The organism is Candidatus Neomarinimicrobiota bacterium (assembly GCA_041862535.1).
Classification (GTDB): domain Bacteria; phylum Fidelibacterota; class Marinisomatia; order SCGC-AAA003-L08; family TS1B11.
The window spans coordinates 1-3271 of the sequence record JBGVTM010000223.1 but is presented as its reverse complement, the minus strand read 5'-3'; the positions used below and the strand labels follow the sequence as shown (position 1 = coordinate 3271).

General features: G+C 60.8%; 3 protein-coding genes. 2 read left to right on the top strand and 1 reads right to left on the bottom strand.

What is annotated here, in order from left to right; translation table 11 throughout:
• A partial coding sequence (locus tag ACETWG_08190; protein ID MFB0516569.1) for a hypothetical protein occupies window positions 1–454 on the bottom strand: 454 nt, incomplete at its 3' end.
• Between the two features lie 433 nt (window positions 455–887).
• On the opposite strand from ACETWG_08190, the gene ACETWG_08185 reads away from it, so the two are divergent.
• Both ACETWG_08185 and ACETWG_08180 read left to right on the top strand, forming a co-directional pair.
• Window positions 888–2216 (top strand): acetyl-CoA C-acyltransferase, encoded by a 1329-nt coding sequence (locus tag ACETWG_08185; GenBank protein MFB0516568.1) that lies wholly within the window; start codon window positions 888–890, stop codon window positions 2214–2216.
• Window positions 2217–2260: 44 nt separating this feature from the next.
• Window positions 2261–3271, top strand: a 1011-nt coding sequence (locus tag ACETWG_08180) for an enoyl-CoA hydratase-related protein (protein ID MFB0516567.1), incomplete at its 3' end; no start/stop codon positions are given.

Genomic DNA, 3271 nt, shown 5'->3' with positions numbered 1-3271 from the left:
TAATGAGCTTTTCATTCGCCTGGATAAGCTGAGCAGCAGCGCCAACGTCGATAACGATTATGTTGGCGTCCGTTTGGGCCGCATCGACAGCGAAGGCAGGAGCATTGAACGTGTTCCAGTTCAGAGACACTTCATCGTCGTAATTGCCGTCATTATTGATGTCCGCAATCGAAAGATCGGCCGGTATATCCACCTGCAAGAAATCGGCTGCAGCAGGAGTGTGACCGGCGAACTGGATCTCGATCGTCTGGACGAACACTTGATTCCCATCGGAGCCGTTGGCGTATGCGCCCTTCGGCACCTGCGTGGGAATAAGCGTTTTGCTATTCAAACCATAGGCCGTACTGACAAAGAAAGCCAGTAGGGCTATAGCTGAGGCTTTTACCAAATACTTCATGGTAAACCCCTCTTCTTGTTTCTTTATATTTAAGGATTGAACTTGTGTTTCGATCATTATGTGATCATTCGGTGCTTGGCATCACCGCGGGGAGCAGCCTGTCTCAAAATCAAGGGTATAGTTCCCCGCGGGGACTTTAGCTACATCCATTATCGGCTGGTTGCGCCGATACTTTAGCTATTTTCTAATGGCCTTAACAGATTTGTTCAATAGGGTTTAGGGCTAATTCCAGATTTGAGTTAAGGACATCCTTCCGGCCGCTGCCGTTTACATAAGGGTGCCGCGGGCGTGAATAAACGGGCGGGGCCGGGGAATACGCGCGGATCAGCGAAGGGGAAAGAGCAATAGGTCAGCCGGCCGGGAGGGTTTATGGCTTATCCCACCTTGCGGGCCGTAAATTTTAGCCGCGCTGGAGGGATGATCCGGGTCTCCAGAATTCATTGACCGGTTTAATCCGCAACTACCCTGCCTTGAGATAGGAATCCAGAATATGAACGCCAGTCCTGAGCTAAATCGAAGGGATCGCATCGCAATTGTTGGTGGTGTGCGCACGCCGTTCGCTAAAGCCTTCACCGCTCTGAACGAGCTGAATGCATCCGACCTGGCCAAGCTGACCACCCAGGAGCTGCTTCAGCGCCTGGATTTGCCACCGGAGGCTGTCGATGAGATTATCTGGGGGGCCGTGCTGCCGACCATGTCCAACCTGAACGTGGGGCGGGAGGTGGCCATCGCCCTGGGATTGAATCACGCGCCCGGTTTTACCCTGGCGCGGCAGTGTGCCACCGGGATTCAGTCCATCACCAGTGCTGCCGAGCACATCATGGCCGATCAGGCCCTTCGACATGGCTCAGGGCAGGGGCACGTGATCGTCGCCGGTGGCTCGGAATCCATGTCCAACACGCCGGTGGTGTACAAGAAGCGCCTGATCATGGCCCTGCAGCGGGTGCAGAAAGCGCGGAGTTTCGGTGAGCGGCTTAAAGGCTTGCGCCGGATCAAGCTGCTGGATTTCATTCCGGTGCCGCCGGCCATTGAGGAGCCCAGCACGGGGCTCACCATGGGTCAGCATGCGGAGCTCATGGCCCAGATCAACGGCATCAGCCGGGAGGAGCAGGACCAGTATGCCTACCGGTCGCACACCCGGGCGGCCCGGGCCCGGAAGGAGGGCAAGATTAACGGCGATATCGTGCCCGTCTCCCTGCCGCCTGACCATAAGACCTACTTCAGTCAGGATAATCTCATCCGGGAGGATATATCCCTGGAGCAGCTGGCAGAGCTGCGGCCGGTGTTTGACCGCCGCCACGGCTCCCTGACGGCCGGCAACTCCTCCGCGCTCACCGATGGCTCCAGCGCGGTGATGGTCATGAGTGAGGGCCGGGCCAGGGAGCTGGGACTGGAGCCGTGGGGCTTCATCAAGTCTTACGCCTACGTCGCCATACCCCCCAGGCCGCAGCTGCTGCTGGGTCCCGCGTACGCTACGCCCATTGCCCTGGACCGGGCGGGACTGACCCTCGCGGACATCGAGCTGTTCGAGATCCACGAGGCCTTTGCCGCCCAGGTGCTCTCGGTGGTGCAGAAGCTGGAGTCGGATGCTTTTGCCCGGGAGGAGCTGGGCCGCAGCCGGGCGGTGGGCACAGTGGACCGGGAGACCATGAACGTCAACGGGGGCTCGCTGGCCTACGGCCACCCCTTCGGCGCCACCGGCGGGCGGATCGTGATCAACCTGCTGCAGGAGCTGAGGCGGCGGGATAAGAACCTGGGCCTGCTGACCATTTGCACCGCCAACGCCATGGGCGCGGCCATGGTGCTGGAGCGGGAGTAGAGCAGCCGCAATTGTAGCAGGAAAATAATATAGTGGATAGACCCATGATTCGATACGAATTGGACGAGCAGGCTATTGCTGTGGTGACCATCGACCACCCCGGTGAGCCACTTAATATCCTCTCCTTCGATGCCTTCCGGCAGTTGAATGAGGTTCTTGACCGGCTGGCCGGTTTGGAAGAACCCCGTCCGGCGGGAGTGGTGTTCATCAGCGGCAAGCCCGATAATTTCATTGTGGGGGTGGATATCAAGGACTTTCTGGGGTTCAAAACGCAGGCGGATGCGGCGGAAGCCAGTCGCGCGGGGCAGGCGGTGCTGGGTAAGATTGCGGCGCTGCCGTTTCCATCGGTGGCGGCCATTAACGGTACCTGCCTGGGTGGTGGGCTGGAGCTAGCGCTGAACTGCACCAGCCGCATCATCACCGATCATCCCAAGACGGTTCTGGGTGCCCCGGAGGTGAAGCTGGGCCTGCTGCCGGGTGTCAGCGGTTCCCAGCGTCTGCCGCGGCTGGTGGGCCTGCAGGCCGCCCTGGACATGCTGCTCACCGGCAAAAACGTCTATCCTTACAAGGCCCGCAAGATCGGCTTGGCCGACGAGATCGTGAGTCCCGGTGTGCTGCTTCCGGCGGCCAGGAAGCGGGTGCTGCAGCTGGCGCGGGGGGATGGACGGCCAGTGAGGAAGAAACGTCCCCTGCCGGTGCGGGTGCTGGACGGCCCGCTCAAGCCGCTGGTCTACCGGCAGGCCCGCAAGCAGGTCCTGGCCCAGACGCGGGGGAATTACCCCGCCCCGCTGGAGATTCTGCGGGTGCTGCGGAAGGGTCTGGGGCGGAGTCTCGCCCGGGGTCTGGAGCGGGAAGCGGAGGGCTTCGGCCGGCTGGCTATGACCCCTGAACACCGAGCCCTGGTACACGTATTTTTCGCCGAGAGGGCTGGCAGGGCCGAGCTCAAGGCTGAACCCCAGCCGGTGCGGCAGGTGGGGATCCTGGGTGGCGGCCTCATGGGTTCCGGCATCGCGACCGTCGGCCTGGACAAGGGCTATACCGTGCGGCAGAAGGAT